The sequence below is a fragment of the Nesterenkonia halotolerans genome (assembly GCF_014874065.1).
Lineage (GTDB): Bacteria > Actinomycetota > Actinomycetes > Actinomycetales > Micrococcaceae > Nesterenkonia > Nesterenkonia halotolerans.
Genome location: NZ_JADBEE010000001.1, coordinates 2,181,221 through 2,204,442 on the forward strand (window position 1 = coordinate 2,181,221; position 23,222 = coordinate 2,204,442).

Genomic DNA, 23,222 nt, shown 5'->3' on the forward strand with positions numbered 1-23,222 from the left:
CCTCCTTAGATGCTCCTGTGTTGCCGATCACAATACATGTTTTCACCCCTCAGTTCTGAGGCGCAGGTCACACCGCACAAGGCATCCACGGGCCTCCGTAGAATGGTCCGGATGCCTGATCAGACAGCGTTGGGGAAGAAGCGCCGCGTGCGACGGATCAACCGTGTGCTCGGGGAGGTCTACCCCTATGCGGTGGCAGAGCTGGACTTCGAGACTCCCTTCGAGCTGCTCGTCGCCACGGTGCTCTCGGCACAGACCACCGATGTCCGGGTCAACTCGATCACCCCCGAGCTCTTCCACCGGTGGCCCGACGCCGCGGCGATGGCTGCAGCGGATGAAGATGAGCTCGCCGAGGTCATCCGGCCCACCGGCTTCTACCGGGCCAAGACCCGCTCGCTGCTGGGACTGTCAGCAGCCCTGGTGAGCGACCATGACGGCGAGGTGCCCAGCTCACTGAACGAGCTGGTCAAGCTGCCGGGAGTGGGTCGGAAGACGGCGTTCGTGGTGCTCGGCGACGCCTTCGGCCAGCCCGGGCTCACCGTGGACACCCATTTCGGGCGGCTGGCCCGGCGCCTGGACATGACGCAGGAACAGGATCCGGTCAAGGTCGAGCACGCTGTGGCGGCGCTGTTCGAGCGCCGAGACTGGACGCAGCTCTCCCAGCGACTGATCTTCCACGGCAGGCGCATCTGCCATGCCAAGAAGCCCGCATGCGGAGCGTGCCCGATCGCGGCACTGTGCCCCTCCTTCGGGATCGGCGAGGTCGACCCCGAGGCGGCGGCCGGCCTGCTGCGCTACGAGATGGCGCCGGGCCGCGAGGAGCTGCTGGCCAAGATGCGCGCCGGGCACACCCGCCGAGAGCTGCGCGCAGAGGGGTATCCGCTCAGTGCGTGACGATCATTTCTCGCCCGCCTCGTCCCCTTCGTCTCCGCGCCCTGGCTCGCGCCCTCTCCCCGCCGAGGACCCCTCGATGGTCGGGGACCTCTCGCTCGCCGGGTCCGCCATCACCGCCCATCTCGAATCCCTGGTGCAGCAGGGCCGAAGCTACGCCGTCGAGCACCCCCAGGCTTCAGGCCACGGCGGTTGGTGGAACCAGTGGCCGAGCACCCGCGCGCCGGAAAAGCCCCCAGAAGGCATGGAACAGGCTCGCCAGGCGGCCGTGCTGATGCTCTTCCACGCCCGCGATCACGACGACGACGCCGCGCATCTCTTGCTCACCGAGCGGTCCCCGGGACTGAAGAAACACCCCGGTCAGATCGCCTTCCCCGGCGGAGCGCAGGAGGAGTTCGACCTCGACCCCACAGCGGCCGCGCTGCGCGAGGCGCAGGAAGAGGTCGGACTGGATCCGGCGAGGGTCCGCGTGCTCGGCGCGCTTCCCCCCGCGCCGGTGCCGATCAGCGGCTTTATGGTGACCCCGGTGATCGGCATCGCGAGGACCACCGGGACGCTCACACCGCAGACCGGGGAGGTGGAACGAGTGCTCGAGGTGCGGGTGGATCAGCTGATCCTGCCGGAGAACCGCCGCACCACGGTGCTGAGCCGTCCAGGTGCGGTCTTCCGGGCACCCGCATTCCTGGTGGAAGGCACCCTGATCTGGGGCTTCACCGCCATCCTGGTGGATCGGATGCTCAACCGGCTCGGCTGGGAAGAGCCCTGGGACGCCAGCGTGAGCGTGGACCCACGGGACCACCTGCCCGGACTCTGAGCTGCCGGGTCTTTCAGGCGGTCCGATTCTGGCCACCTGCGGCCCGGTTTCTGCGAGAGAACCCGGGCGCTACATCGCGTGCACGGCCACGCCGAGGGCGTGATCGACCCCTGCAAGCGGCTCCGCCTGACGTGCCGCCATCGATTCCAGCATCTCCCGCGTGCCTGCGGCGCCACCGAGTTCGGCGAAGTACTGCTCATGAGCCTCGAGCGAGGCCATTCCCCGCTGCAGCGGCTCTCCGCTGATATCGATCAGGTGTGTAGCCGCTGCGCCGAAGACGAGCAGCTCGCGTGCTCCCCAGGGCTCCAGCCGCTCCTGCTCCAGCAGTTCACGGAAGACCCACGGGTTGTCCGCGTCGCGGACCGCATCGAGGGTGGCCAGCCCGGCGGCGCGATGGTCCGCGTGATTCAGCCCCCACCCGACCTGGAGATCCCAGGTCTGCGTCATCACCACGTCGGGCCGGACCTGCCGGATGCGGCGGGCGATCTGTCGACGCGCATCCAACGAGGGTTCGAGCATCCCGTCAGGCAGGTCCAGGATCACCAGATCCTCGACCCCGACCAGTTCGCAGGCTCTTCGCTGCTCAGCGGCCCGGATCTCCGCGGCATCCTCGGGGTCCTGGCTGCGCATTCCCGCCTCACCGGCGGTGAGCAGCAGATAGGATACCTCGACTCCCTGCGCGGTCCAGCGCGCGACGGCGGCGGACCCGCCGTATTCCATGTCGTCAGGATGGGCGACGACGCACAGCACGCGGCGCAGCTGTGAATCCTCGTAGAACGGAAGGTCCGGCGATTCGGTGCTCATCGGCCCAGTCTAGGCAGTTTTCCCCAGCGCATCCCAGGGATGTGGGCACTTTCTGGTTCTCCACTGCCGGTCCGGCAGACCACCTGAGACACCGGTGGGACCGCAGGCTGAAGCTATGGAAACAGAAGCTCGCCTGCTGCTGATCACCGAGGACCCGCAGCTGCGTGATGAGGTGGCGCTGATCGCGGCGACGGTGGGGGCGGGCCTTGAGTCGCGTGGGAGCTGGCACGGGGTGGAGCCGCAGCGATGGGCGGTGCTGATGTGCGGACCGGACCACCCGCCACCTCACCAGCGGCTCGCCCGGCAGTCGCTGATGCTGACTCGCACCGCGGGTGATCCAAGCACGGAACACCAGCTCTGGAGGACTGCGGCCGAGCATCCAGGCCTGAGGCCGGTGCCGCTGCCCGCGGGGGAGTCGTGGTTGGCGCAGCATCTCAGTGAGGCTGTGCTCGATCGCAGCCCCGGCCGTGTGGTCGCCGTGGCCGGGGCGCTCGGCGGAGCCGGTGCCAGCACGATCGCGTATCTCCTGGCTGCGGAGCTGGTGGTCCGCGGCGCCTCGGCGGTGCTCGTCGACGCCGACCCGTCGCCCGGGGCCGGGATCGCCTCGCTGGTGGAGACGTCCAGCACAAGGACCAGGCGGAACGAGGCGCTCACTGGCAGCGAGAGGATCGGTTGGGAGGCGCTCGGAGCGCTGGACGGAGGGATCTCCGCGGCGCAGCTGGGCGCGGCGCTTCCCGTGACGGAGGGGATACACGTGGTCAGCGGCAACCCCGGGGCTGAGGTTCGACGGCGAATGCTCGCACCTGTGGTGCACGCGGCTCGGCGTGCCTTCGACTGGGTGATCCTCGACGTCTCCCGAGACTATGAAGTGTGCCTGACAGCGGTGGAGCATCTCGATCACCTCCTCCTGGTGACATCCTGCAGCGCCTCCGGTGCCCGGGCAGCGCGCCAGGTGAGCAGCTGTTACCCCGAACTGCCGCTCGCACTGCTGGTCAACGGGTTGAGCCATGCTGGCTGGAGCCCCGACGAGGTCTCCAGCGCCGCGGGCGTCCCGCTGGCAGGTGATGTGCCCGAGCAGCGGTGGATGCGCCGAGAGTCGGAGCTTGGCAGCGCCTATGAGCTCCTGCGTTCCCGCCGTGGTGCGGCCTATATCGGCACGCTCCTGGAGTCCCTGGACAGCGGGGCTTCGGGAGTCGCGGGAGCTGACGGAGTTGCTGGCACGCAGGTGCTGCATGAGTGACACGAAGCTGGACGCCCTGCGCGAGAAGCTGACATCGTCCGCTGAACCGGTGACGGCGGCACGCATCGCCGAGGCGGTCAGGGCTTCGGGCTGGGCGCTCGGCTCGGCGACCACCGGGGAGCTCATCCGGATGCTGCGCGACGAACTGGTGGGACTCGGGCCGCTGCAGCCGCTGGTGGACGAACCGGACATCACCGACGTGCTCGTCGATGGGCGCGGGCAGGTGTGGACCGACGGAGCCCGCGGCTTGCAGCGAGCAGAATTCCAGTTCGAGTCCGAGCAGCAGGTGCGAGGACTTGCGAGACGGCTCATCGCGCTCGCCGGAGGTCGGCTTGATGAGGGACAGCCCTGCGCCGACGGGCGGATCGGCAACTGCCGCATCCACGCCGTGATCCCACCGGTGGCGGTGGAAGGCACCATGATCTCGGTGCGAGTCGCCCGCGGCACGGCCGGAACCCTGGAGCAGCTTGCGCGGCAATGGTCCGGCGCAGACGTCTGGCTTCCGGTCATCCGAGGCATGGTGGAGGCGCGGCTCAATGTACTGATCTCCGGCGCTACCGGCTCGGGGAAGACGAGCCTGCTGGCCTCGATGCTGGCCGAGTGTCCCCACCGAGAACGGATCATCATCGTGGAGGACACCACTGAGCTGCAGCCAGACCACCCGCATGTGCTCCACCTGCAGCAGAGACAGGGAAACGTGGAAGGGGCAGGAAAGCTCGGCATGGGTCAGCTGGTCCGGGAGACCCTGCGCATGCGACCAGACCGACTCATCGTCGGGGAGTGCCGAGGCAGCGAGCTTCGCGACTTCCTCACCGCGATGAACACCGGTCACCGCGGGGCCGTCGGCACCGTGCACGCGAACTCACCGGATTCGGTCCCCGCTCGGCTGATCGCCATGGGGGCGTTGGCGGACCTCTCACCTCTGGCGGTGTCGCTCCAGGCCAGTGCTGCCCTGGATGCTGTCATCCACGTAGAGCGGCGTCAGGGACGCCGCCTGCCGACCGCGGTCTCGCTGGTGGCGTTCGGCGACCGGGCACTGTCGATGACGTCGGCGCTGGTCACTGTGCCGGGAGCGGGAGATCAGTGGCGCACTGAGACGGGCCCCGGATGGACCGAGCTCACCGGCCTGATCGGACTGACATGACCGTCTCCGCGGCAACCGGCCTGGCGCTCGCCGTCGCAGTCCTGCTCGGCATTCGGCCCGTCCGGCGGGGAGGCTCGGGGCGATGGACTGGGAGGTTCCGGGCAGCGGCGCCCCGCAGCATGACCACCAGGGCTGAGCGGGCACAAAGCGCCGAGCGCCTCCGCAGCGAGGCGGGGCAGTTGCTGCGACAGTACGCCGCACTGCTGCAGTCCGGGCGGTCACAGCCGCAGGCCTGGGCAGACCTGAGCGCCCATTTGCGCTCGCGGACGCCGGGGCATCCACTCGCCGAAGTCTGCGCGCAGGCGTCTGCGGCGGAACAGGCAGGTCTGGGTGCAGTCGTCGGGCTGCGCCGCGCTCTGCAGAACTCCAGTGCTCCCGCCGACCTTCGCGAGACCGAGGTTCTGCGCGAGGTGCTGGTCGCACTGATCAGCCTCCACGCGCTCTCACAGACGACAGGCGCGCCGCTCTCTGAGCTGTGCCGCAGAGCTGCAGGCGCACTCGATGAGGCGACTGCCCTGCACGCGGCGATTCGCACGGCGGCGGCCGGACCGGGGCTGACCCAGCTCTTGCTCACCCTTCTGCCGGCAGGCGGGCTGGGCATGGGAATGATGATGGGCGCCTCGCCGCTGGCGGTGCTGCTCGGAACACCGTGGGGAGCCGGAGCGCTCTTCTTGGGGTCGGGCATGCTGGCGCTGGGCCGGTGGTGGAGTTCACGGCTGATTCGTTCTGTGAGTCAGCATGTCTGACCCAGCACTGCTGGCTCCCGCGGTGTGCGCGCTGCTGCTGAGCCTCGGGGTGCTCATCGCCGTTCCGTCACGCACGCCGACGCGAACACTGCCGTGGGCGCAGCTGCGCGACCCGCGGCGGACACCAGCTGGCGGCCACCCGGGGGCAGAACTCTCGGTCCTGACCCGCGCACGCGCCGTTCTCTCCCGGCGTCGCCACGAACCCGCCCAGTCACCGGACGCGGCGACGCTGCTGGATCTCACCGCGGCCATGCTGCGAGCCGGGGTGGGTATCGAAGGGGCACTGCGCCGGCTCGCAGTCGACGTGCCCGGAGCGGAGTCGCTGGATCGCGTCCACCGAGCATTGGCGCTGGGCCAGGAGTGGGAGGATGCGTGGCGCGGCGTGGCCCATGCTCCCGAGCTGAAGCGCTTCGGTGAGAATCTGGCCTTCGCCTACTCCACCGGTGCCCCCACGGCGGAGCTTCTCGAACTCACCGCGGTCCAGGAGAGGGCACGACGCCGACAGCGCATCGACGAGCAGGCGGCCAGGCTCGGAGTCCAGATGGTCCTGCCATTGGGACTCTGCTTCCTGCCTGCCTTCATCCTGCTCGGAGTCATTCCGGTGGTCCTAGGCCTGATGCAGGAACTGGCGTAGCCTGAGCCTCATGCTGGTCGCCTTCTCCGTCGCCCCTGCCACCGCTGACACCCCCGAGGGGTCCGTCAGTGCCGCCGTCGCCGAGGCGGTCCGCATCGTGCGGGCCTCGGGGCTTCCGCACGAGACCACCTCCATGTTCACCACCCTCGAGGGTGAGTGGGATGAGGTCTTCGAGGTCATCCGCCGCGCGACCGACGCCGTGACAGCGGTCAGTTCGCGCGTGAGCCTGGTGATCAAGGCAGACATCCGGCCCGGATTCACCCACCAGCTGACCGAGAAGGTCACCCGACTCGAGCAGCAGCTCAACCGCGAGTAAGCAGCTCCAGCTCCGCACGCAGATTGACCCGCGCCTGCTGCTCCCACCGCGCTCTGCCCGTAGCGGTGCGGAACAGCGCCGGCCGCTCCAGCAGTCGCTGCAGCACCTGGGCGCGGCCTTGGCGGAAGTCCGCCTCTGCCACGTGCTGGTAGTCCTGGCGCACCGCTTCGGTGTACTGGGTGTACCGAGCCGGGTCCTGCGCCAGGATCTGCAGGTCGGCGTCCACCAACACCGCACCGTTGCGATCATTCGGGAGAGGGTCATGCGTCTCGGTGACCCGGACTAGTCGCGCCGCCTCGCTCACCGCTGCTGAACCCAGCACGGGCTCCAGCCGCGTCTCGGCGAGCCGCGCTGAGGCCTCTTCGTCCGACCCCGGGGCACCGGAGTAGACGGCGTCGTGGAACCATGCGGCCAGAGCCACCGTGGGGCGCTGGGCGTGCGCCAGTTCCCCGGCGCGGTCGAGCGTGCCCACGCCGCGCAGCACGGCCGCGAGATGCGTCATCGCGTGATAGCTGCGGTGTGGTTCAGCCCACCGGTCCAGCAGTTCCTCCCCGAGCAGCTCCCAATGCCGGTCGAAGTCCCTGGCCGGGGAGGGTGCGGCGTCGTCGTCGGCCTTCTCCTCGGCGGTCTTCAGAGTCTGGCCCAGACGGGACCAGGCCCGGGCGAGGTTCGGACGCAGCTTCTCCGGTCGGTGCGCGGCGGGGATGCGCAGCCCGCAGCGCAGCAGGATCCTGGTCAGCTCCCGGCCTGAGACGGGGACGGCGCCGCGGGAGACCAGATCCTCGTATCGGTGTGCCGGCACGTCGTAGTGATCCTGGTCGAAGGCACGGATGCTGATGCCTGCCGTCGCCGCGTGGTCGTGCAGCTCATGCAAGGACGTGTCCGAGATCAGATGTGAGAAGACCGTGCCATGCGCGGGCCAGCTGGGCGGGTCGATATAGACAGTCATCTGCTCCCTAGTTCCTCGCCTTTATGGCTCGCGGATTTCACTGCGCGGAAGTCACGAAACACCCTGATCATCAGTATGAGTCAGTCTAAGGACGAGATCCGCAGAGCCCCTAAGTGGCACATGCCACTGTAAAGTGTCTGAATACACCCCGCACCGTGTATGTATGACAGCTTTTGCGAAACTTTCAGATTGCTCAACGCACCAAAGATCACTGCACCAAGAAATCACTCGACTGAGGAGAAGACTCATGAAGATGCGTCGCACCGCCATTGCGGTCACAGCTGCCGCCGCCCTGACTCTGTCCGCCTGTGGCGGAGGAGAGGACGAACCCGCCGAGGGAGAGGCCGCCACCGGAGATGAAGACAGCTACACGAACGAACTGACCTTCGGCACCGGCAGCACCGCCGGCACCTACTTCCCGCTCGGCGATGAGCTTGCGGCGATCTACCAGGACAACATCGAGGACGTCAGCGTCTCCGCCATCGAGACCGGCGGCTCCGCAGACAACCTGGGTGGCATCTACCAGGAAGAGATGCAGCTGGGCCTGACTCAGAATGACACCGCTGCCAGCGGAGTCGCCGGTGAGATCCCGGACCTCGAAGATGTGCAGCTGGACAACTTCGGCTGGATCTCGAACCTCTACCCTGAGGCCGCGCACATCATCGTCCGCGAAGACTCCGGCATCGAGTCCATCGAGGACCTCGAGGGTCAGACCATCGCCGTCGGTGACGCCGGCTCGGGAACTCGCGCCATCTCCGACGCGATCCTTGCAGCCCACGGGATCGAAGAGGGCGACTACACCGCTGAGGTGGCGGACTTCGGATCCTCCACGGACATGCTCGCCGACAGCCAGATCGACGCCTCCATCTTCGTGGTGGGCACCCCGGTGGCCGGTCTGACTCAGCTGGCAGCCTCCACCGATGTGCGGCTTCTGGGCATCGAAGATGACATGACCGACGCGATCTCCGAGAACTCCGGCGCCGAGTCCTATGACATCTCCGCAGATGCCTACGACTTCCTCGACGAGGACGTCACCACCGTCTCGGTGTTCGCGGCTCTTGTCGCTTCCACCACCCAGGTCAGCGAAGACCTCGCCTACGAGATCACCGCAGCGACCTTCGAGAACGCCGGCGACATCACACTCGAGGTCGGCGAGAACATCACGGAGGAGAACGCACTCACCGGCATCGGCGATGTGCCGCTGCACCCTGGTGCGGAGCGTTACTTCGAAGAGCAGGGCATTGACCTGCCGTGACACGCAGCACTGCTGAAAAGCGTTCCCCGGCTCCTGCTGATGAGCAGGAGCCGGGGGTCGGCGCCGAGGAGAGGGCGGCCGAGGTCCTTCGGCAGCACGACACCTCCAGCCGGTTCCGCACGGATCTGGGCTTCTGGACATGGATCGTGGGCGGCATCTCCGTGGCCTTCACGCTCTACCACCTCTACTACGCGCTGGAGCGGCCCTTCACGGGCTGGATCCACGGCGCCATCCACTTGGGCGGCGCCACCTCGCTGGTGTTCATGCTCTACCCGGCGAGCAAGCGGCTGCTCAACGCAGAGTCCAGCGGAGTCCTCTGGAAGGACCTGCTCCTGGGTCGCGGACGCGGCGTCCCGTGGTACGACGCGCTGCTCGCGGCCGCCGGCATCGCGGTCAACCTCTACATCGTCTTCCGCTACGAGTACCTCGTGGGCAATGCGGTGCAGATCCTCGGCTTCAGCAACCTCGACTACACCGTCGCGGTCGCCGGCACGCTGCTGGTGCTGGAGGCGACCCGCCGCTGCGTGGGTCTGCCCATCGTCATCATCGCCAGCGTGGCCATCGTCTACGGGATCTTCGGCAATCTGAGCCCGATCTTCCCGCACCGCGGCCGGTCCTGGGATGCCTTTGCCACCGAGACCTTCCTCTCCACGCGCTCGATCTTCGGCACTCCGCTGCAGGTCTCCGCAGACTTCATCTTCTTGTTCCTGCTCTTCGCCGTGGTGCTGCTGCGCACGAACATCGGCCAGTTCTTCAACGACCTGGCCTTCCGTGCGGCCGGCAAGTACACCGGTGGACCGGCCAAGGCCGCCGTCGCCGCCTCGGGTCTCCAGGGCATGGTGTCAGGGTCCTCCGTGGCGAACACCGTGGCCTCGGGCTCCTTCACGATTCCGATCATGAAGAAGGCCGGCTTCAAGCCGCATTTCGCCGCCGCCACCGAGGCCACGGCCTCCACCGGCGGGCAGCTGATGCCGCCGATCATGGGCGCTGCGGCGTTCATCATGGCGCAGAACGTGCCCAACGTGGAGTACAACGAGCTGATCGTCATCGCGATCATTCCCTCGCTGCTCTACTTCCTGGGTGCCTTCCTCTCGGTGCACTTCGAAGCGAAGCGCCAGCACATCCGCGGCATGCCCGTGGAGGAGCTGCCCAGCATCCGCGGGCTGATCACGCGGATCGACCTGCTGCTGCCCCTGGTGGTCATCGTGGGCACGCTGCTCTCGGGGCTGACCCCCACCCGTGCGGCGCTGCTGGGCATCGGCACAGCCATCGTGCTGAGCTTCTTCCGTTCATCCACCAGGCTCAACCTCCGTGGCTTCATGGAGCTCTTCGTCGCCGCGGCGCGCACCGCGCTGCCGGTGATCGCAGCCTGCGCCACCGCCGGAATCGTCGCGGGCACGGTCACGGCCACCGGCCTGGGCGGCCAGCTCGGCCGCGGCCTCGTCGCGATCGCAGGAGGCAACTTCCTGCTGGTGCTCTTCTTCGTGATGATCGCCTGCATCATCCTGGGCATGGGCCTGCCGACCACCGCGAACTACGTGGTCACCGCCTCGGTGGCGGCACCGATCTTGTACAACAACTTCGATGTCCCGCTGATCGCGGCCCACATGTTCGTGTTCTTCTTCGGCATCCTGGCGGACATCACTCCGCCGGTCTGCCTCGCGGCCTACGCCGGCGCCGGCATCGCGAACGCGAACCCGATGCGGGCAGGTGTGGCCGCGGTGAAGATCGCGCTGGCCGGCTTCCTGATCCCGTATGTGTTCATCCTGCAGCCGGCACTTCTGCTGCAGGGCAGCTGGGATGAGCTGACCGTGTCGCTGCTGACCGTGATCGTAGGAATGATCGCGCTCGCCTCCGGGCTGGCGGGTTATCTGTTCCTCCGGGCCACGATCATCGAGCGCGTGCTGCTGATCGCGGGTGGCCTGCTGCTGATCTACCCGGATCTGCTGATCTCGGTGGTCGGCATGGTCGCCCTCGCCATCGGCGTGGTTCTGCAGTTTGCCCGCCGTGGTCGAGGAGATCCCGAGCCTGCGGACAAGGACTCCGACGACGACGCGCCCACCGAGGCTAGAACCACCACCGTGAGCGCGGACGCCGCGCCTCGCGGGGCCTGATCGGCTCGGCTGCCGCAGCGCAGCATTCGTATGGCAGCAAAGACTGAGGGCCCGACCGGATACCGGTCGGGCCCTCAGTCTTTGCTCGCGGCGGCGGTCTCCGTGCGTTATTCGCCGCCGAGGCTGAAGCTGGCCTCCAGCTCCTGATCGGAGTAGGTGCGGAACGCGACCATCGTCTCGGTGTCGTGCACGGTGGCGACCTTGGCGATCTTCGCCGGCACCAGATCGCTGAGATCCTCGAGATTCGGCGTCTTGACCATCGCGACGAGATCCCATTTTCCGGTCACGGAGTACACCGCCTGGACCTCTTCGATATTGGCGATGTCCTGCGCCGATTCGGGGATCCGGTGCGGATCGGTCTTCATCATGACGAATGCGGTGACCATGTCTCTGAACTGCCTCTCTAGGCGCGGGATGCGACGCCGATGATGTTCCTCGAGCTCGTTCTAGGTGTCAGGATACTGCGCCGCTTGGCTCGGGTGCTGATTCGCGGAGGTGCTGCCGAGTCAGACCTGGAAGCGCTGCTGTCGAGTCTCATGGGCGGCGATGACCTCGGTGCGCACGCTGTGCCCGAGCCCGGCGACGGTGGGCACCTGGACGATGCCCTGCTCGGCGGTGACCGGTGGATCGATGATGTCCTCGGCGTAGTACTTCTCCGAAGCCGAGACGTCCGAAGGCAGGGTGAATCCGGGCAGTGAGGAGATCGCCACGTTCGCCGCGCGCCCGACTCCGAACTCATGCATCCCTCCGCACCAGACAGGCCAGCCGGCTTCTGAGGCCATGGCGTGCGCGTCCCGGGCGGCGCTGAGCCCGCCCATCCGTGAGACCTTGATGTTCAGCACGTTGCCGGCCTTCAGCGCCAAGGCGGTGCGCAGGTCATCGAGGGTCTCCACGGATTCGTCCAGGCAGACGGGGGTCTCGATCTCCGCGGTGAGCAGCGCGTGGTCGAGGAAGTTCTTCGGCGCGAAGGGCTGCTCGATCATGGTCAGCTTGAACGGGTCCAGAGAGCTGAGCACCTCAAAGGCCTGCTCGCCGCCCGGCTCCTGGCTTCCCGGGTAGGCGCCGTTGGCATCCACATGCACGTCCAGGTCCGGAAATGCCTCGCGGACTGCGCGCACGGGCTCCACATCCCAACCTGGCGCGATCTTGAGCTTGACCCGGGGGTAGCCCGACTCCACATGGCGCGTGACCTCGGCGAGGAGCGCCTCGATGCTGGGCTCGATGCCGAGCGAGACCCCGGCGACGACGGATTCGCGCTCACCCCCGAGTGCACGGGCCAACGGGATCGATTCCGCGGCGCTCCACATCGCCCACGCCGCCATCTCGACGCCGGCCTTGGCGAAGAAGTTGCCGCGCACCTTGCCGTAGAGACCCGCGATCTCGTCAGGATGCTTCCAATCTGCGCCGAGCACGGCGGGGATCAGATGCTCCGTGGCGGTCTGCCACGCCGTCGTCGTCGTCTCGGGGGCGTAGAACGGGCCGGCGGGGGAGGCGATCTCGCCCCAGCCGACGGTCCCGTCCGCGTCGATCATCTCGACCAGCAGGTGTCGCAGCGAGGACTTGCGGTGAGAGCTGGTCTCGAAGGCATGTCGCAGGGGAAGTTCAACATCGTGGAGCACAATCTCGACGGCGCGCATCAGATATACAGTCCCATCTCGTGGATCAATGATTCTCTTTCGGTCAGCCGACGGCGGCTGCCCTTGGCGCTTGCCGTGGTCAGAGCGGTCAGCAGGTGGATCACGGCGACGACGCCGGTGGCGGAGTCGGTCACGGAGTCAGAGTTCGTCGGCACGATCACGGCTTCGCTGCAGTGGGCCACCAGCGGGGAATCCGCCGAATCGGTGACTGCCACCACGGCCCCGCCTCGATGGGCGAAGGCCTCCGCGAGCTGTGCCGTCTCTCGGCGGTAGCGGCGCATGGAGAAGGCGACGAGCACATCGGTGCTGCGCACATCGGTGAGCACGTCGATCCCACGGGTGCCCAGCCCATCGATCAGGGACACCTGGGAGACCCCGTGGGAGAGGTCGAGATCCAACAGGTGGGCGAACGCAGCCGAGCGTCCGTGGCCCACGATGAACCGGCGTCGGGCTCCGGCGATGACACCGGCCGTGCGGGCCAGCGCGTCGTCGTCCTCGATCCCGGCGAAGACCCGTTCCAGGTTCTCCCGCTCCTTGCGGATCAGTCGGGCCTGCAGTGATTTTGCGGAGGCACGGGGGGACAGGGTGGCGCCGAATCGGGCGGCGGGGTTGTCCGGGCCGCGGCGGCTGGACCAGCTTTCCTCCGGGGAGGTGCTGAGGTCCCGCTCTGTGCGGGTGCTTTCGGGGCTCATGCGGGGCGCAGAAAGCTGTAGACCGCGAGGTCCTCGGTGATCCGATGGCAGGAGGTCGCCATGAAGCCATGTTCGAAGAGATCGCTGAAGCGGGTGCGGAGCAGGTCGATCACCTCTTCATCGGTGGGCTGCTGCGCGGGGACGACGAGCAGGGCCGCGTCGGGGCGCATCTGGATCTGGCCCGGCTCAGTGAGTTCATCGGTGCCGAGCGCGGCTTCCAAGTTCTCCGCCGCCGCAGAGGAGGCGGGTTCAGCGACAGAGCCGTCCAGCCGCCACTCCACGGTGATCCGGTCCGTGCCGGGCCCCGCGAGGGCGTCCTTCGTGAACCAGCGACCCTGTGCTCCGAGCACGTCGAGGTTGAAGTGTGCGTTGCGGCTGATCATCGGGTTATAGGTCCAGCGCATGCGGCTGGCGCCCTGCCGGTGCGCCACGGCTGCCTGAACGTTCTTCAGCGCTCTGCCGACCCCCTGTCCCTGCAGGTCCTGGGACACCACGGCTGCCTGCGAGAAGTGGTAGATGTGCGGGTCCTCCGTGCTGGTGTCCACCGCTGTCCAGCCGAATGCCATGCCCCGCACGACGCCCGCGGGGTCGACGGCGCCGACCACCGTTCCGCCGTAGGTCAGCAGGTTCTTGAGCAGACGGGCGTTGATTCCCTGATCCTCGCCGCTGTAGGAGAACACGTCGCGGTACAGCCGGCAGGCCGCCTCGAGCTCGGCGTCATCGGTGAGGCTGCGGACGGTGGTGCCGTCTTCGAGGGTGAGTGACTCCGCAAGGGTGGGACCTTCGGGTGCAGCAGTGTCCTGGTCAGTCATGGGATCCTCTCGCAACCTGAATATGTTCTTACGTTGCGTATCATAGCCCTATGGATACCTCATCACCCACGGCTCACCTTGATTTTGCGAGAGATCACCTCGAAGAGACGCTCGAACTTCTGAAACGGATGGTGGAGACAGAGTCTCCGACCGGGGACGCCGCCGGGGTGAGCGAGGTCTGCGCGCAGGTGCGGGAGCTCTTTGCGGAACACGACCCCGAGATCACCGAACACGAGGGGGAGTGGGGCACCCATCTGGTGATGGACATCGCAGGCACCGGGTCGAAGCATGCTGACGCTCCTGTGCTCTTCGTCGGTCACGCCGACACTGTGTGGTCCCGTGGAACTCTCGAGTCGATGCCCTTCCGCATCGAAGAGGGCATCGCCTATGGGCCCGGGTCTTTCGACATGAAGTCGGGATTGTTGATCATGCACCAGGGCCTGAGGCTCAGCACGGCGCTCGGGCAATCTCGGCCCCCTGTCCGGGTGATCGTGGTGGGGGATGAGGAGATCGGTTCCCCGACTTCACGGGAGCTTCTGCTCTCCTGCGCCGAGGGTGTGCGAGCGGTCCTCGGATTCGAGTCCCCCCACCCGGGAGGTGCCCTGAAGGTCGGTCGGCTGGGGAGCACCCGACTGCGACTCGAGGTCACTGGGCGCGCGTCCCATGCGGCGCTGGACCCCGAGGGCGGGGTCAACGCGATCGATGAGCTGGTGGATCAGCTTGCTGGTCTGCGCGGCCTCATCGCCTCGGCGGAGGCAGCCTCTCCGGGAGACGTCCTGTGCAATATCGGGACGGTGACCGGCGGAGGCAAGACCAACGTGGTGCCCGCCTCCGCGTCGGCCGATATCGGCCTGCGGTTTCGCGCCCCGGACGTCGAGGCTCAGGTCCTCGGGGCGATCCAGGACCTGGAACCGATCCGCTCCGGCGGCGAGCTCAGGGTCCGGACGTTGTCCCAGCGGCCGGCATGGCAGGCAGATGACGCCGATCAGGAGCTGCTGGCTCTTGTCGAGGACGCCGCCCAGGAGGTCGGGCTCGATGAGGTGGGAGGTCGACCTGCCGCCGGCGCCGGTGACACGAACTACCTGGGGTCACTGGGACTTCCCACTCTTGACGGATTCGGACCTGACGGCGCAGGCGCCCATGCCGATCATGAACAGGTGCGGATCGAGTCGATCCCCGAGCGCATCGCACTCTTGGCGGCACTGCTGGGCAGGCTCTGAGCGGCCTCTCCCGCTGAGAATGGGTGCGCTCATGACGGGGGCGGTCCGGCACGCGCGGTGCTTCGGCTGATCAGACCGAGGTCCCCGAGACCAGAGGTTTCGATGTTCAGAAACCGCTCCGGCAGGATCGGCACTGCACTCTGCACGAGCACCTCGGTGCCATCCGCGCCGGTCACAGTGCAGCTGGTGAGCTCCACCTGATTGCGCGCGGCCAGTGCTCGCGCCACCGCGCACGGGTCTCCCATGGTCAGTCCACGGGCGGCATCCGCTCCTGCGAGGGCTGAAAGGTCCGCTCCGCGCGCGGCCTGAGCCGAGGAAGCCGCCACCAGGCTCAACGCCTGGATCGCCCCCAGCAGGATGAGCAGCACCATGATCAGCCCCAGCGCGAGGACCGTGCCGGAGCCGCGCTGGTCCTGCAGCGACTCTGTCATCGCGAGTCCTCCACCAGTGCCGTGGCGTCGGACTTCAAGGTTGCCTCGATCTCCAGCCACCCGAGCAGGCGGACAGGCTGGGTGAGGGTCACGGTGACGTAGCGACCTTCCCGGGAGATGCCGACGGCAGTCCCTTCCCCGGCAACCCGCCGCGCGGCAGTTTCAGCGGTTGCGGCGGGCTCCCCGCGAGCAAGCTCCCGAGCCGCAGCCCGCGCTCCCTCCTCCAGGCTGACCTGCGCCGCGCCCTGCAGCGCCATCGAGATCACGAAGAGCAGCACCATGATGACTGCCGGGAGAGCCAGGGCGAACTCCGCGCTGATCGAACCCCTGTCGACTCGGGTGCGCAGATCAGAAGGAGAGCGCACGTTCGACGATGCCGGTCAGCAGGCCGCGCGCAGTGTCCGAGCTCACCACGGCCACGAGCAGCCCCGCGAACCCGACTGCCGCCAGCATGACGATTCCATACTCCGCGGTGGCCAGGCCATCCTCCTCGCGATGAATCTGCTGTCCCCACGTGCGCAGGTTCCCCGTGTGTGGCAGGGCTGACTGCTGCGCCTCGAGCGTGAGCGACTGGTTTCGCGTCTGTGGTCTCTCCATGACCGTTCCTTCCGCTGGGGCTGCCCGGACTATGAGGTCTTGGGCGGCTGTCGACGCCTGCTGTGTGCAGGTCGCACCAGTTTCGGCCACGGACGAGGAGTGGGGGCTGACGGCGAGCCAGCTGTGGAGAGTCAGACGCTCGCGGGAGTTTCGCGTCGGCTGGGGCAAAGCACACGCCCCTCGGCCCCGCGCTCTTCCTCCCCACGCTCCGCCGTGTTCCTCCGCGTTTGTCGTAGAGCTAAGGCATTGTCGTAGCGCTATAGCTCTACGATTCGCTAGAGCTCTACGATAATCCGGCGGAGCGGGGGATGAGGCCTTCGCGGCCGCCGGAGACCCATGCCGGATCGAAGCTGCGATCCCCGTGGACCTGTGCGGCCAGGCCGTCGAGCAGCGCTGCGACCTCAGCGGTGAGCTCCAGCTCCTCGACGCCGCGCTGCAGCTCATCCCAATGGGATCCGAAGCGGGTGCCGGGGATCGGGGAGATGCTGACCCCGAGGGTGGCCGCCTGGCGGTAGAGCCAGGCGAGGGCGAGCCCTGCCGTGGGAAGCTGCTGCTGCTGAGCGGCTTCTCGCACCTGCGCGGCGAGGGAATGGTTGTGCGCCAGGTTCGCGGGCGCGAACCAGGGGAAGGAGCGGCGCACATCGGTCTCCGCGAGGGCCAGCGGGTCGAACCGATCGGTGAGCAGCCCGCGGCCCACCGGGGAGTAGGGAACGAATCCGATCCCCAGCGTGGCGCAGACCGGCAGAACATGCTCTTCGACGTCCCGCGCGAAGATGCTCCATTCGCTCTGCACCGCGGTGATCGGATGCACGGCGTGGGCCCTGCGGATCTCCTGGGCGGTGGCCTCGGAGAGTCCGATCCGCCGCACCTTGCCCGCCGCCACGAGGTCGCTCATGGCCCCCACGCTCTCCTCGATCGGCGTCTCGGGATCCACCCGATGCAGGTAGTACAGGTCCACGTGATCCGTGCCCAGGCGCGTGAGGCTCTCATCGATCTGTTCCTTGATGTACGCGGCGTCCCCGCGCGCTCGCCTCTTTCCGGCGCCGGCGCCCTTCTCGATGCCCACCTTCGTGGCGAGGACGAACTCCTCGCGGCGGTTCCTCAGAAATCTGCCGACCAGGCGTTCACTCTCCCCGTCACCGTAGATGTTGGCGGTGTCGAGGAAGTTGATGCTGCGATCCTTCACGTGGGTGAGGATGTCAGAAGCCTCTGCCTCGCTGATGGAGCCATAGGCGCCGGCCAGCGACATGGCGCCGTATCCCAGCGCTGAGACCTCAAGTCCGTGGGGGCCGCTTCCCAGAGTGATGGAACGAAGAGTCATCGAGAGTCCTTCAGTTGTTCGGAGCTGCGTTCATTCGGAGCTGTGGTCAGGGGCGTGGACTGTCTGCCTCGCTCAGCGGCGCATGACCTTCCGGGCCGCCCAGTTGCCCACAAGCTGCAGCGACTGGACGAAGAGGATCACGACGATCACCGCCAGCCAGGTCACCTCAGGCCGGAACCTGTTGTAACCCTCGACGATGGCGAAGTTGCCGATGCCGCCGCCGCCGATGATCCCGGCCAAGGCCGACATATCCGTCAGTGCAATGATGACAAACGTATACCCAAGGATCAGCGGTCCCAGTGCTTCTGGGAGCAGCACGGTGAGGATGATACGCAGCCGGGAGGCCCCCATGGCGCGGGCAGCCTCGATCACCCCCGGGTCGATGGAGACCAGGTTCTGCTCCACGATGCGCGCGATCGCGAAGGTAGAGGCCCAGATCATCACGAAGATCACCGCATCGTTGCCGATCCCGGAGCCGATCACGAAGATGGTGACCGGTTGCAGCGCCGCGATGAGGATGACGAAGGGGACCGGACGGATCAGGTTCACCACGAAGTTCATCGCCATCCAGGCAGGCCGGTTCGAGAGCAGCCCGCCCTCCCGAGTGGTGTAGAGCGTGAGACCGATGACGAGTCCGACGAAGCCGCCGAGCAGGAACGCCCAGGCCACCATGTAGATGGTGTCGAAGATCGCTTCAATCAGCTCAGGTCCGTAGTAGCCCCAGTCCAGGGCTCGATAGGTGTCGATCATGCGTGCACCTCCTGCACCTCTCCGGCGGCGTTGAGCGCCGCGACGAAGGCCGTCACCGCGTCAGACTCCCCGTCCACCGCCAATGTCAGCAGCCCGTAGGAGGCGTTCTTGGTGGTGCTCATTCCGCCATGGACGATCTCGAAGGAGACCCCATGGGTCGCCGCCTCGCCCAGAACGGCGCTGACCGCCCCGGCATTCTGCAGCGAGACGATGATCAGCCGCCCCGAGCTGTGACGTCGGATCCACTCGACATCCTCGACCGAGGGACGGTTCTTCAGCGCGGCACCGACGAAGCTGGCATCCTTCGTCTCCCGCGGACTGGAGAAGACGTCGTAGACGAGACCGGTCTCCACGATGCGTCCCTGATCCATCACCGCCACCCGGTCGGCGATGGATCTGATGACCTCCATCTCATGGGTGATGGCCACGATCGTGATGCCCAGCTCCTCATTGGCCCGGCGCAGGAGCTGCAGCACCTCGGCGGTGGTCTTGGGGTCCAAAGCGGAGGTGGACTCGTCCGCGAGAAGGATGTCCGGCTTGGCGGCCAGGGCCCGAGCGATGCCCACCCGCTGCTTCTGACCACCGGAGAGCTGCTCGGGGTGCTGCTCGGCCTTCTCGCTCAGGCCGACGAACTCCAGGAGCTCCGCCACCCGGGCATCACGATCGCTCTTCTTCCACCCCGCCACCTTCAGCGGATACGCCACGTTGCCGGCGACGTCTCTGGAATGGAAGAGGTTGAACTGCTGGAAGACCATGCCGATGCGGGAACGCACCTTGGCCAGCTGGCCCTCACGCATTGCCGATATCTCCTGATCCAGCACGTGGACCGAGCCGGCCGTCGGGCGTTCGAGCCCGTTGATGAGCCGGATCAGCGTCGACTTGCCGGCCCCGGAGAAGCCGATGACGCCGTAGACCTCACCGCGGTCGACGGTGAGGCTCACGTCGTCGACCGCGGTGATGGTCTTGTTCCCTGTGCCGAACGTCCGAGACACGTTGCGGAACTCGATGAGCGACGCTGAGCTCACGCGTCGTCCTCTTCTTCGGACTCGTCGGCCCCTGATTCCTCACCGGCGCCGCCGTCGGTGCTTCGCAGCGAGTCCTCGTAGTCGACCAGCGACTCCTGGAGCTGTTCCGGGGTGACCTCTGAAGCCGGAACCGAGGTGCCGGCGGAGAGGTCTGCCTCGATCTCGAGAACTCGCTCATCGTGATAGACCGCCGCGATCTCACGGAGCGCCTCGTTGTCGCTGTCCTCGGCGCGGGTGACGAAGGCGTTGATGTAGGGGAACGCCGCGGCTTCGGTCGGATCATCGGCGAAGATGCCGTCGCCGTCCGGGTCCAGCTCCGCGTCCTGGGCGAAGTTGTTGTTGATGACCGAACCCTCGACGGATTCCAGCGCGTTGACGGTCTGCTGCGCGGCGACGGGCTGCACCTGCACGGTGGAGGCTTCTTCATCGATGTGTCGCGGCTCGGGCTGGCGATTGTCCTCGGACAGCTCGACCAGTCCGGCCGCCACCAGCACGTTGATCGCTCGTCCCTGGTTGACCGCGTCGTTGGGGATGGCGATGGTGTCCCCTTCGGAGAACTCGCTGACATCGTCGTACTCATTGGAGTAGAGGGTCAGCGGCACGGCGGCGGTGGAGCCGATGGGCTGGAGGTCTTCTCCGGAGCTGACGTTGTAGTCCGCCAGATAGGCGATGTGCTGGAACCAGTTCGCGTCGATGTCCCCGTTGGTCAGCGCCGGGTTCGGCTGGGTGTACTCGGTGAACTCGACCAGCTCGATCTCGTAGCCCAGCTCCTCCTCCGCGATGCGTTCGACTTCGCGATGGCTCTCATTGGCGCCGACGACGCCGATGCTGAACTCCTGCTGATCCGCAGGTGCGGCCTCGGCTGCGTCGCCGCCCCGATCGAAGACGCTGCAGCTGCTCAGCGCCAGGGCCAGTGTGGCGCCGAGGGCAAGGACGCTGCGCCCGCGAGAGCGGCGGACGGCGGGCAGGGCAGGGTTGTGCTGATGGGTGTTCATGGATGTGGTCCTTAGACGTCAGGAGGGCAAGAGGTGCCCGGGAGATGACAGGGGTCACCCGCAGTGCATGGCGGGGGCGCTCGCGGTGAGTCCGCGAACGTGAGGTGCGCATAGAGGCGCACCGCTGAAGAGGGGTTCCTTTCGACACTGCTCTTGCCTGTCCCAGTCAGCGCCGCCGTCGAACTTCAAAGTTCAATCAGTGGCGAGGACAGGCCGCTTCGTGATCCGGGACCACCCTTGAACATGGGGTTGGTGAGTGACCATAAACGGATCGTCGGATTGCCGCATTCATGCGGATCTCCAGGTCACTTCTCGTGAAGCTGTACCGATCCTAACCCAGGTCAGCGTCCTGCGCACATCGATTCATCATTCGTCACGCAGGATCTATGTTCACCGGCGCGAGTCGAGGGAGTCCGTGTCCTCCGCCGCAGGCTGGGCGGCGAGGATGGCGCGCAGCAGGTTCAGTGCGGGGTGCTTCTCCAGCGGGTTGTTCCGGTTCCCGCACTTCGGCGACTGCACACAGGAGGGGCATCCGGTGGCGCATTCGCAGCCGGAGATGGTCTCCGCGGTGGCGCCGATCCATTCCGCCGCCAGCTCGAAGCCGCGCTGAGCAAATCCTGCGCCGCCGGGGTGTCCGTCGTAGACGAAGATGGTGGGCAGCTCGGTGTCGCGGTGCAGGGCCGTGGACACGCCGCCGATGTCCCAGCGGTCCCCTGAGGTCAGCAGCGGCAGCAGGCCGATCATGGCGTGTTCGGCGGCGTGCAGCGCGCCGGGAATCTGTTCCGGAATGACCCCGGCGGCCGAGAGCGCCGTCTCGGGCGCGGTCATCCACATCGCCTGCGTGCGCAGCGAAGACGGCGGCAGGTCCAGCGGCTCGTCGGAGAGCACCTCGGAGGAGCCCAGCGCCTTGCGCTGGAAGCCGACCACGGTGCTGGTGACCTCGACCATGCCGCTGTGCAGCCGGAAACGCCCCCAGTCGACCGCCTCCTGGACCTCCAGCACCTCTATCGAGGTGGTCTCCCGTGCCTGCGTGTAGTACGGCGGGGTCGCGGGGAAGACCAGCACCGCGTTGTTCTGCTGGTCCAGCTCCTCGACCACGTAACTGCGCCCCTGATGGACGTAGACCGCTCCGGGGTGGGCCTGCGGCTGTGCCTGCGCCGAGCCCATGTCGCCGATCACGGTGCCGTCCTCGGTGTTGACGATCGTGAAGGGGCCGCCCCCGTCGGAGCGCAGCTTGACCCAGGAGGCGGCCGAGACGTCGTCGTGGGCGAAGAACCAGCCGCGGGGACGTCGACGCAGGTGCCCCTGCTCGGTGAGCGAGTCGATGAGCCATCGGCCAGGGTCGAAGAGCTCGAGATCGTCCCGGGTGAGCGGCAGCTCCTGGGCGGCCGCGAGGATGTGCGGCGCCGCCACATGCGGATTCGAGGGATCGGTGACCGCATCCTCCACCGCCGTGTCGAAGATGGCCTCGGGATGGTCCAGCAGATAGGAGTCCAGCGGATCGTCCCCGGCGATGAAGAATGCGGCGCCGCGCTGACCCGAGCGCCCGGCACGGCCGAGCTGCTGGAAGAAGGACGCCCGGGTCCCAGGCCAGCCCGCGATGATCACGGCGTCCAGCCCGGAGATGTCGATCCCCAGCTCGAGCGCGGGAGTGGAGGCGACGCCGAGCAGCCGTCCCTCACGCAGGGCGTCCTCGAGCTCCCGCCGCTCCTCCTTCAGATAGCCGGAGCGGTAGGCCGCCACCCGTCCGCGCAGGTCGACGTCGACCTCTGCCAGTGAATCAGCCGCGATCTGAGCGATCGTCTCGGCTCCCCGGCGGGACTTGATGAACGCGAGCGTGCGGTGACCCGCGACGACGAGGTCGGTGAGGATGTCGGCGGCCTCCACCGTGAGGCTGCGCTTGAGCGGCGCCGCATTGTCTCCCTTGAGCTCAGAGGTCGTGGCCTCCCAGAGGTAGACGTCGACCGCTCCGTGCGGGGAGGCGTCCTCGGTGAACGCCTCCACGGTCTCCTCCGCGTGTCCGATGAGCCGGGAGAACGACGCCGCGGGGTCACCGCTGGTCGCCGAGGCTCCGGTGAAGATCGGTTCGGCCCCGTAGTGGGCGCAGATGCGCCGGAGCCGCCGAAGCAGCAGGGCGATGTGCGAACCGAAGATCCCCCGACAGGTGTGCGCCTCGTCGATGATCACGTAGCGCAGCCGGGCGAAGAACCTGGCCCAGGCCCGATGATTCGGCAGGATGCCCACATTGAGCATGTCCGGATTGGTCAGCACCACATTGGCGTGCTGACGCACCCAGCGGCGCTGTTCGGGATCGGTGTCGCCGTCGTAGGCCGCGGGGCGGATGCCCGATTCGGGTCCCTCGGCCCCGGTCGCCTCGGCGAGCTGGCTCAGCGCATCGAGCTGATCAGCAGCCAGAGCCTTGGTGGGGGAGAGGTAGAGCATGGTCGCTCCGAGGCCCGCAGAGGCGGCTGCTCCACGGGCCGCCCCGACGGGTCCGCCGCAGATCTCGGAGAGCCCGGGCAGCTGCGTGCCCAGGGACTTCCCGGAGGCGGTGCCGGTGGCGAGAATGGTGTGCCGACCCGCGTGCAGCGCGTCGGCGGCCTGCACCTGGTGGGTGTAGAGCCCGGTGACACCGAGCTGCCGGTAGCCCGCTCGCAGGCTGCTCGGCACCCACTCCGGCCAGGGCGCTGTCTGCGCCTGTCTGGCGGGGAGCGTGCGCACATGCCGGAGCGGACCGGCATCCTCGACCTCCGAGGGCAGTCCGGCACGGCGCAGCAGCTCATAGGGTTCCTGATCGGGCATCACCCCTCAGGCTACGTCAGCCGCGCACCCGCC

The 23,222-nt window shown here is 67.4% G+C and carries 24 protein-coding genes; 10 read left to right on the forward strand and 14 right to left on the reverse strand.

Annotated features, from left to right (window positions below):
* Window positions 1–111 precede the first annotated feature (111 nt).
* Window positions 112–894 (forward strand): endonuclease III, encoded by a 783-nt coding sequence (gene nth / locus H4W26_RS09900; RefSeq protein ID WP_225939671.1) that lies wholly within the window; start codon window positions 112–114, stop codon window positions 892–894.
* A 76-nt stretch (window positions 895–970) separates the two neighbouring features.
* Window positions 971–1,705, forward strand: a complete 735-nt coding sequence (locus H4W26_RS09905) for an NUDIX hydrolase (protein ID WP_192591875.1) — start codon at window positions 971–973, stop codon at window positions 1,703–1,705.
* A gap of 69 nt (window positions 1,706–1,774) precedes the next feature.
* Here H4W26_RS09905 and H4W26_RS09910 read toward each other — a convergent pair whose 3' ends face one another.
* On the reverse strand, window positions 1,775–2,509 hold the full coding sequence (locus tag H4W26_RS09910) for a PIG-L deacetylase family protein (protein ID WP_192591876.1): 735 nt from the start codon (window positions 2,507–2,509) through the stop codon (window positions 1,775–1,777).
* A gap of 115 nt (window positions 2,510–2,624) precedes the next feature.
* Between H4W26_RS09910 and H4W26_RS09915 the strand changes: the two genes are divergently transcribed.
* The 5 genes from H4W26_RS09915 to H4W26_RS09935 all read left to right on the forward strand — a co-directional run bounded on the left by H4W26_RS09915 (window position 2,625) and on the right by H4W26_RS09935 (window position 6,589).
* The gene (locus H4W26_RS09915) at window positions 2,625–3,749 is read left to right on the forward strand and encodes a hypothetical protein (protein ID WP_192591877.1); all 1,125 of its coding nucleotides are present in this window, start codon (window positions 2,625–2,627) and stop codon (window positions 3,747–3,749) included.
* Window positions 3,742–4,893 (forward strand): TadA family conjugal transfer-associated ATPase, encoded by a 1,152-nt coding sequence (locus tag H4W26_RS09920; protein WP_192591878.1) that lies wholly within the window; start codon window positions 3,742–3,744, stop codon window positions 4,891–4,893. The genes H4W26_RS09915 and H4W26_RS09920 overlap by 8 nt, the downstream gene beginning before the upstream one ends.
* 119 nt (window positions 4,894–5,012) lie before the next feature.
* Window positions 5,013–5,639 (forward strand): type II secretion system F family protein, encoded by a 627-nt coding sequence (locus tag H4W26_RS09925; protein ID WP_192591879.1) that lies wholly within the window; start codon window positions 5,013–5,015, stop codon window positions 5,637–5,639.
* Window positions 5,632–6,273 (forward strand): type II secretion system F family protein, encoded by a 642-nt coding sequence (locus H4W26_RS09930; protein WP_192591880.1) that lies wholly within the window; start codon window positions 5,632–5,634, stop codon window positions 6,271–6,273. Before H4W26_RS09925 ends, H4W26_RS09930 begins: the two co-directional genes overlap by 8 nt.
* A gap of 10 nt (window positions 6,274–6,283) precedes the next feature.
* Window positions 6,284–6,589 carry a thiamine-binding protein gene (locus H4W26_RS09935; RefSeq protein WP_192591881.1) on the forward strand — a complete coding sequence of 102 codons (306 nt, stop codon included), beginning with the start codon at window positions 6,284–6,286 and terminating at the stop codon, window positions 6,587–6,589.
* Here the strand turns inward: H4W26_RS09935 and H4W26_RS09940 are convergent.
* The gene (locus H4W26_RS09940; protein WP_192591882.1) at window positions 6,576–7,538 is read right to left on the reverse strand and encodes a DUF4031 domain-containing protein; all 963 of its coding nucleotides are present in this window, start codon (window positions 7,536–7,538) and stop codon (window positions 6,576–6,578) included. The two genes, H4W26_RS09935 and H4W26_RS09940, sit on opposite strands and share 14 nt — an antisense overlap.
* Before the next feature lie 247 nt (window positions 7,539–7,785).
* Between H4W26_RS09940 and H4W26_RS09945 the strand changes: the two genes are divergently transcribed.
* Together H4W26_RS09945 and H4W26_RS09950 are read left to right on the forward strand one after the other, a co-directional pair.
* Window positions 7,786–8,793, forward strand: a complete 1,008-nt coding sequence (locus H4W26_RS09945) for a TAXI family TRAP transporter solute-binding subunit (RefSeq protein WP_192591883.1) — start codon at window positions 7,786–7,788, stop codon at window positions 8,791–8,793.
* Window positions 8,790–10,907, forward strand: coding sequence for a TRAP transporter permease (locus tag H4W26_RS09950; RefSeq protein WP_192591884.1), 2,118 nt, complete (start codon window positions 8,790–8,792; stop codon window positions 10,905–10,907). Before H4W26_RS09945 ends, H4W26_RS09950 begins: the two co-directional genes overlap by 4 nt.
* 107 nt (window positions 10,908–11,014) lie before the next feature.
* Here the strand turns inward: H4W26_RS09950 and H4W26_RS09955 are convergent, their stop codons facing one another.
* The 4 genes from H4W26_RS09955 to H4W26_RS09970 form a co-directional block, all read right to left on the reverse strand.
* Window positions 11,015–11,293, reverse strand: coding sequence for an Lrp/AsnC family transcriptional regulator (locus tag H4W26_RS09955; protein ID WP_192591885.1), 279 nt, complete (start codon window positions 11,291–11,293; stop codon window positions 11,015–11,017).
* A gap of 120 nt (window positions 11,294–11,413) precedes the next feature.
* Window positions 11,414–12,544, reverse strand: coding sequence for an o-succinylbenzoate synthase (gene menC / locus H4W26_RS09960; RefSeq protein ID WP_192591886.1), 1,131 nt, complete (start codon window positions 12,542–12,544; stop codon window positions 11,414–11,416).
* A complete protein-coding gene (locus H4W26_RS09965; protein WP_192591887.1) occupies window positions 12,544–13,236 on the reverse strand; it encodes a MurR/RpiR family transcriptional regulator in 693 nt (230 codons plus the stop codon). Before H4W26_RS09965 ends, menC begins: the two co-directional genes overlap by 1 nt.
* The gene (locus H4W26_RS09970) at window positions 13,233–14,048 is read right to left on the reverse strand and encodes a hypothetical protein (RefSeq protein ID WP_192591888.1); all 816 of its coding nucleotides are present in this window, start codon (window positions 14,046–14,048) and stop codon (window positions 13,233–13,235) included. The genes H4W26_RS09965 and H4W26_RS09970 overlap by 4 nt, the downstream gene beginning before the upstream one ends.
* Window positions 14,049–14,098: 50 nt before the next feature.
* On the opposite strand from H4W26_RS09970, the gene H4W26_RS09975 reads away from it, so the two are divergent.
* Window positions 14,099–15,268, forward strand: a complete 1,170-nt coding sequence (locus tag H4W26_RS09975; protein ID WP_192591889.1) for a M20/M25/M40 family metallo-hydrolase — start codon at window positions 14,099–14,101, stop codon at window positions 15,266–15,268.
* A 29-nt stretch (window positions 15,269–15,297) separates the two neighbouring features.
* Here H4W26_RS09975 and H4W26_RS09980 read toward each other — a convergent pair whose 3' ends face one another.
* From H4W26_RS09980 to H4W26_RS10015, 8 genes are all read right to left on the reverse strand, one after another.
* Window positions 15,298–15,699, reverse strand: coding sequence for an Rv3654c family TadE-like protein (locus H4W26_RS09980; protein WP_192591890.1), 402 nt, complete (start codon window positions 15,697–15,699; stop codon window positions 15,298–15,300).
* A complete protein-coding gene (locus tag H4W26_RS09985) occupies window positions 15,696–16,064 on the reverse strand; it encodes a TadE family type IV pilus minor pilin (protein WP_192591891.1) in 369 nt (122 codons plus the stop codon). Before H4W26_RS09985 ends, H4W26_RS09980 begins: the two co-directional genes overlap by 4 nt.
* Window positions 16,048–16,296 carry a DUF4244 domain-containing protein gene (locus H4W26_RS09990; protein WP_192591892.1) on the reverse strand — a complete coding sequence of 83 codons (249 nt, stop codon included), beginning with the start codon at window positions 16,294–16,296 and terminating at the stop codon, window positions 16,048–16,050. The genes H4W26_RS09985 and H4W26_RS09990 overlap by 17 nt, the downstream gene beginning before the upstream one ends.
* 283 nt (window positions 16,297–16,579) lie before the next feature.
* Window positions 16,580–17,617: an aldo/keto reductase gene (locus H4W26_RS09995; RefSeq protein ID WP_192591893.1), complete on the reverse strand. Its 1,038-nt coding sequence runs from the start codon at window positions 17,615–17,617 to the stop codon at window positions 16,580–16,582.
* A gap of 72 nt (window positions 17,618–17,689) precedes the next feature.
* The gene (locus H4W26_RS10000) at window positions 17,690–18,367 is read right to left on the reverse strand and encodes a methionine ABC transporter permease (protein WP_192591894.1); all 678 of its coding nucleotides are present in this window, start codon (window positions 18,365–18,367) and stop codon (window positions 17,690–17,692) included.
* Complete coding sequence (locus tag H4W26_RS10005) at window positions 18,364–19,392, reverse strand: methionine ABC transporter ATP-binding protein (protein ID WP_192591895.1); 1,029 nt, start codon at window positions 19,390–19,392, stop codon at window positions 18,364–18,366. Before H4W26_RS10005 ends, H4W26_RS10000 begins: the two co-directional genes overlap by 4 nt.
* A complete protein-coding gene (locus H4W26_RS10010) occupies window positions 19,389–20,387 on the reverse strand; it encodes a MetQ/NlpA family ABC transporter substrate-binding protein (protein ID WP_192591896.1) in 999 nt (332 codons plus the stop codon). Before H4W26_RS10010 ends, H4W26_RS10005 begins: the two co-directional genes overlap by 4 nt.
* Before the next feature lie 390 nt (window positions 20,388–20,777).
* Window positions 20,778–23,189 carry a DEAD/DEAH box helicase gene (locus H4W26_RS10015; RefSeq protein WP_192591897.1) on the reverse strand — a complete coding sequence of 804 codons (2,412 nt, stop codon included), beginning with the start codon at window positions 23,187–23,189 and terminating at the stop codon, window positions 20,778–20,780.
* Between the last annotated feature and the right edge of the window lie 33 nt (window positions 23,190–23,222).